Source organism: Streptomyces palmae (genome assembly GCF_004684805.1).
GTDB lineage: Bacteria > Actinomycetota > Actinomycetes > Streptomycetales > Streptomycetaceae > Streptomyces > Streptomyces palmae.
Genome location: NZ_SRID01000421.1, coordinates 1 through 5,667 on the forward strand (window position 1 = coordinate 1; position 5,667 = coordinate 5,667).

The window sequence follows — 5,667 nt, forward strand, 5'->3', positions numbered from 1 at the left end:
CCCTCGTGCCCGGCCTCTCCCCCGCCGGCAGCCACCGGAGCCCGATCCGCGCTACCCGCCCCCTCGACGCGTACGGCCCACCGGCCGGGTCGCCGCCGCGCTCCCCCGACGGCGGAGCACCGCACCAGCCCCGCCGCCCATCCCCGCCGCCGGACATCCGTGCAGGCGGGCCCGGAGGCCGGCTCCGCCTCGTTCTGTGGTGCGCCTCCGGGTGCCCTGAGACCATGGTGTCCGGCCGAGATGGGATGTGTGCGTATGCGCAGTGCCTTGGGTGGCGACGACTACCCCTTCGCCGTGTACAACACCGGCGCGGCCGTCGTGGACGCGGCGGGCACCGTGGTGGCCTGGACCTCGGCGGCCGAGGAGTGCCTGGGCCACCGGGCCGAGGAGGTCTGCGGTCGGCCCGTGGCCGAGCTGCTCGCGGGTCCGATCCATCGCGACGAGACGCTGGGCCGGCGGACGGACCGGATCTGGGACGGCCGGGCGCCGCTGCGGCACCGCGAGGGCGGCGTGGTGGAGCTCGGATTCCGGGTGGTGCCCCTCCAGGAGGGTACGGACGCACAGCCGGGCACGCCCCCGGGGGACGCCCCGGCGGCCGATGGCGACGCGCCCGAGCCCGGCGGCCCCTCCCCGTGGCCTGGGCGGCACGGAGGCCGGTACCTGGTGCTGTGCGCCCCCTATGAGCTGGTCACCCGCTGGCGGCAGGAACACGCGCTGGCCGGCGAGCTGTTCGAGCAGAACCGGATCGGACTGGCCCTGTTCGACGCCGAACTGCGGCTGATGCGCACCAACACCCCGCTGCTGCCCTACACCGGCGTGCCGGACCGGTTGGCCGGGCACCGGCTCGGGGACTTCCTGTGGGCGCAGGACGTGACGGCGGCGGAGGAACTGCTGCGGAGAGTGCTGGAGACCGGGGAACCGGTGGTCAACTTCACCACCCGGGTCCGCACCGTGGACGATCCGCGCAGCGGGGCGATGCTGCGGATCATGGCGTTTCCGCTGCAGGAGCCCAGTGGGCGGCTGCTGGGTGTGGCGGCCCTGTACCAGGACGTCACCGAGGAGCACCGCAGCCGGGAGCGGATCGCCGTGCTGCACCGGGCCACCGCGGTGCTCGGCGGCTCGCTGTCGGCCCAGCAGACCGGCGAGGACCTGGCCGCGGCCCTGGCACCGGCGCTGGCCGACACGGTGGCGGTGGACGTGGCGGAGCCGGTGTTCACCGGGGGTGAGCCGGTGCCCCACCGGCTCGAGCGGACCGCGCTGCGGCGCACGGCGGTGACCGGGGAGGGCGGTGACGCCCTGCGGGCGAACCTGGTGCCGCTGCTCTCCGACCTCCGCGACGGGCCGCACTCCCCGCCGACCACGGGACTGGGGACGCTGGTCACCGGGCTGGACCTGGTCGCGGTGGGCGATCCGCCGCCCGAATGGGCGATCGCGGTGCCAGGAGTCCGGTCCGCGATGAGTGTGCCGCTGATCACCCGTGACACCGTGATGGGGAACGTCACCCTGTGGCGGACCGCGGCCGGCCGGCCCGCCTTCGACGGGCACGATCTGGAACTGGTGCAGGAGATCGCTTCCCGGGCCGCGCTGGCCCTGGACAACGTGCGCCGCTACACCCGGGAGCATCTGGCCGCGGTGAGCCTCCAGCGCTCGCTGCTGCCGCCGGCCATCTCGGACACCGCCGCGGTGCGCACCGCCAGCGTCTACCTGCCCGCCGACCCCGTCGGCGGGGTGAGCGGCGACTGGTACGACGTGATCCCGCTGTCCTCGGCGCGGGTCGCCCTGGTGGTGGGGGACGTGGTGGGGCACGGGCTGCCGGCGACCGCGGCGATGGCCCGGCTGCGGACCGCGGTGCGGACTCTGGCCGATCTGGACCCCGACCCCGATGAGCTGCTCGCCCATCTGGACGACCTGGTACACCAGTTGGCGATGACCGGGGAGCCCGGCGAGCACACCGGGCAGACGGAGGCGGCGGACGACGCGCGGCCGCTGGAACTCTCCGCCTGGGGCCGCGAGCACGGCCCGGCGCCGGGCGACGCCGACGGCTCGTACGCCGCCACCTGCCTGTACGCGGTGTACGACCCGGTCAACGGACGGTGCTCGCTGGCCAGCGCGGGGCATCCGCCACCGGCGCTGCTCGATGTGGACGGCTCGGTGCGCTACCTCGACATGAGCCCGGGGCCGCCGCTGGGTGTGGGCGGCCTGCCGTTCGAGAAGACGGTGATGGAGCTGCCGCCCGGGAGCGTGCTGGCGCTGTACACCGACGGGCTGCTCGAGCGGGGCGCGGGGGATGTGGACGAGGGCATGGAGCGGCTGCGGAAGCGGCTGATGCAGTCCGGGGCGCTGAACCGGCCGCTGCACGACGCGGCCCGGGAGATCGTGGCGGCCCTGCCGCCGGCCCGGCTGCCGGACGATGTGACGCTGCTGGTCGCCGGGGTCCGGCGGCTGCCGGCGGGCGACACCGTGTGGTGGGCGCTGACCGCCGATCCCGCCGTGGTGGCCCAGGCCAGGGAGCTGGTCAGCACCCAGCTGACGGAGTGGGGTCTGGAGGCGCTGGTCTTCACCACCGAGTTGGTGGTCAGCGAGCTGGTCACCAACGCCATCCGGTACGCGGGCGGTCCGGTGCAACTCCGGCTGATCCGCACCGACGTGCTGACCTGTGAGGTGTCCGACCCCAGCAGCAGCCAGCCGCGGATGCGGCGGGCCCGGGTCACCGAGGAGGGCGGCCGCGGTCTGTACCTGGTCGCCCAGCTCAGTACGCGCTGGGGCAGCCGCTACACCCGCGCGGGCAAGACGATCTGGGCGGAACAGGCGCTTCCGCCCGCCGTGTAGCCGATCCGCGCCCCCTTTGCGCGGCTTGTGTGACCAGGCACGGGAGCACTAGGGTCGCAGGGCCTTGGTGCACGGGAAACCGGTGGAGAACCGGTGCGGCCCTCGCCACTGTGATCGGGAAGTCCGGTTCCACCCCTTCGGGGAGCCACTGGGACGGCGTGGGAGACCACGTCGCCCGGGAAGGCGGAGCCGGGCGGCATGACCCGTCAGCCAGGAGACCGGCCAGGGCGCGTTGTCCATCCACGAGGTGCTGGAGAGGTCTCCCAACCCATGCATATAGCCGAGGGCTATCTCCCCCCGCTGCACGCGGCGGCCTGGGGCGCGGCGTCCGCGCCGTTCGTCATCCACGGGGCCCGCGCGCTCAGCCGCGAGGTCAAGTCCCATCCCGAGAGCACCCTGCTGCTCGGCGCCTCGGGCGCCTTCACCTTCGTCCTGTCGGCACTGAAGATCCCCTCGGTGACCGGTAGTTGCTCGCACCCCACCGGCACCGGCCTGGGCGCGATCCTGTTCCGGCCACCGGCGATGGCCGTACTGGGCACCATCACCCTGCTGTTCCAGGCGCTGCTGCTGGCCCACGGCGGGCTGACCACGCTGGGCGCCAACGCCTTCTCGATGGCGATCGCGGGCCCCTGGGCCGGGTACGCGGTCTACCGGCTGCTGCGCAGGCTCGCGCTGCCGCCGATGGTGTGCGTGTTCTTCGGCGCGTTCGCCGCCGACCTGAGCACCTACTGCGTGACCAGTGTCCAGCTGGCGCTGGCCTTCCCCGACCCGAGCAGCGGGTTCGCCGGTGCGCTGGCCAAGTTCGGCGGCATCTTCGCGGTCACCCAGATTCCCCTGGCGGTCAGCGAGGGCCTGCTCACCGTGCTGGTGATGCGGCTGCTGAGCCAGTCCAGCACGGGCGAGCTGGTCCGGCTGGGCGTACTGGCCCCCGCGCGCCCGGACAGCACCGAGGCGGTGGCCCGATGAGCCGCAACGCGAAGATCAACACGCTGCTGCTGGCGGTGGTCGTGGCACTCGCCGCGCTGCCGGTCGTGCTGGGCATGGGCGACCACAAGGAGGAGCCGTTCACCGGGTCCGACGCGCAGGCCCAGACCGCGATCACGGAGAACGAACCGGACTACGAGCCCTGGTTCAGCCCGCTGTACGAACCGGCCTCCGGGGAGATCGAGTCGGCGCTGTTCGCCCTCCAGGCGGCGCTCGGCGCCGGGGTGCTGGCGTACTACTTCGGGTTGCGCCGCGGGCGCCGCCAGGGTGAGGAGCGCGCCGCCGCCGCGGCCGGCGCCTCCTCCGGCACCCCGGCGGAGTAGCCGGTGCTGCCCATCGACGCGGCGGCACACCGCAGTGGCTGGCGCCACCGACACCCCTTGGAGAAGGCCGTGCTGGGCCTGGGGCTGACCCTCAGCGCGGTGTGCCTGCCGGCCTGGCCCGGCGCCCCGCTGGTCGCCGCCGCCGCTCTCCTCGTACTGCTGGGTCCGGCCCGGGTGCCGGGCCGCCAGCTGTGGCGGGCGTTCCGGGTCCCGCTGGGATTCTGCGTCACCGGTGCGGTGCCGCTGCTGTTCCAGATCGGCGGGACCGGGGGGCTGGTCACCTGGGCCCCGGACGGCCCGGGCGAGGCAACGCGGCTGCTGCTGCGCACCTCGGCCGCCTCCCTGGGAGTGCTGCTGTTCGCGTTCACCACACCGGTGTCCGACGTCCTCCCCCGGCTGGTGCGGGCCGGGGTGCCGGCCCCGGTGGTGGACGTGGCGCTGGTGATGTACCGCATCAGCTTCCTGCTGCTGGACACCGTCGGCCAAATCCGGCAGGCGCAGGCGGCCCGGCTGGGCCACACCAGCCGGGCCGCGGCCTGGCGTTCGCTCGCCGGGCAGGGCGCGACGGTCTTCGTCCGTGCCTTCGACCGGGCCCAGCGGATGCAGGCCGGGCTCGCCGGGCGCGGTTACGACGGGACGCTGCGGGTGCTGGTGCCCACCGCGGCGGTCTCCGCGCGCTTCCTGGGCGCGACCGCCGGCCTGCTGGCAGGCATCGGCGTCCTCACCCTCGTACTCGAAAGGTTCGTGCTATGACCCCGCCGCCCGTCGTGGAGCTCGTCGACGCCGGTTACGCCTACCCGGACGGGCCGGCGGTGCTCACCGGGGTGCGCTTCGGCATCGCCGAGGGCCGCTCGGTGGCCCTGCTGGGCCGCAACGGCAGCGGCAAGACCACGCTGCTGCGCCTGCTCAGCGGCGGACTGCGGTGCGCCACCGGCGAACTGCGGCTGGCGGGCGTACCGGTGTCCTACGACCGCAAGGGGCTCACCCGGCTGCGTACCACCGTGCAACTGGTGGTGCAGGACCCGGACGACCAGCTGTTCGCCGCCTCGGTGGGGCAGGACGTGTCCTTCGGGCCGCTGAACCTGGGGCTGCCGGAGGCCGAGGTGCGCGAGCGGGTCGCCCGGGCGCTGGCGGCCCTGGACATCACCGCGCTGCGCGACCGGCCCACCCACCTGCTCTCCTACGGGCAGCGCAAGCGGGCCGCGATCGCCGGGGCGGTGGCCATGGGCCCGCGGGTGCTGATCCTGGACGAGCCGACCGCAGGCCTGGATCCGCACGGCCAGGAGCGGCTGCTCGAGGTCCTGGGGCAGCTGCGGGACGCGGGCACCACGGTGCTGATGGCCACCCATGACGTGGACCTCGCACTGCGTTGGGCGGATGAGGCCGCGGTGCTGACCCCGGACGGGCTGCGCACCGGGGAGACCGCCCGGCTGCTGGCCGAGCAGGAGCTGCTGGACGCCGCGCGGTTGCGGATGCCGTGGGGGGCGGCGGCGGCCCGGGTGCTGCGGGCGCGGGGGGTGCTGTCCGCGGG

At 74.6% G+C, this 5,667-nt stretch carries 5 protein-coding genes and 1 riboswitch; all 5 genes read left to right on the forward strand.

What is annotated here, in order from left to right; all coding sequences use genetic code 11:
• Window positions 1-255 precede the first annotated feature (255 nt).
• The gene (locus tag E4099_RS28210; protein WP_245245251.1) at window positions 256-2,829 is read left to right on the forward strand and encodes an ATP-binding SpoIIE family protein phosphatase; all 2,574 of its coding nucleotides are present in this window, start codon (window positions 256-258) and stop codon (window positions 2,827-2,829) included.
• Window positions 2,830-2,877: 48 nt separating this feature from the next.
• Window positions 2,878-3,070, forward strand: a riboswitch (cobalamin riboswitch).
• 29 nt (window positions 3,071-3,099) lie between these two features.
• Complete coding sequence (locus E4099_RS28215) at window positions 3,100-3,795, forward strand: energy-coupling factor ABC transporter permease (RefSeq protein ID WP_135341958.1); 696 nt, start codon at window positions 3,100-3,102, stop codon at window positions 3,793-3,795.
• On the forward strand, window positions 3,792-4,136 hold the full coding sequence (locus E4099_RS28220) for an energy-coupling factor ABC transporter substrate-binding protein (RefSeq protein WP_135341959.1): 345 nt from the start codon (window positions 3,792-3,794) through the stop codon (window positions 4,134-4,136). Before E4099_RS28215 ends, E4099_RS28220 begins: the two co-directional genes overlap by 4 nt.
• A gap of 3 nt (window positions 4,137-4,139) precedes the next feature.
• On the forward strand, window positions 4,140-4,889 hold the full coding sequence (cbiQ, locus tag E4099_RS28225; RefSeq protein ID WP_135341960.1) for a cobalt ECF transporter T component CbiQ: 750 nt from the start codon (window positions 4,140-4,142) through the stop codon (window positions 4,887-4,889).
• The coding region (locus E4099_RS28230; RefSeq protein ID WP_135341961.1) for an energy-coupling factor ABC transporter ATP-binding protein at window positions 4,886-5,667 on the forward strand (782 nt) is incomplete at its 3' end. The genes cbiQ and E4099_RS28230, both read left to right, overlap by 4 nt.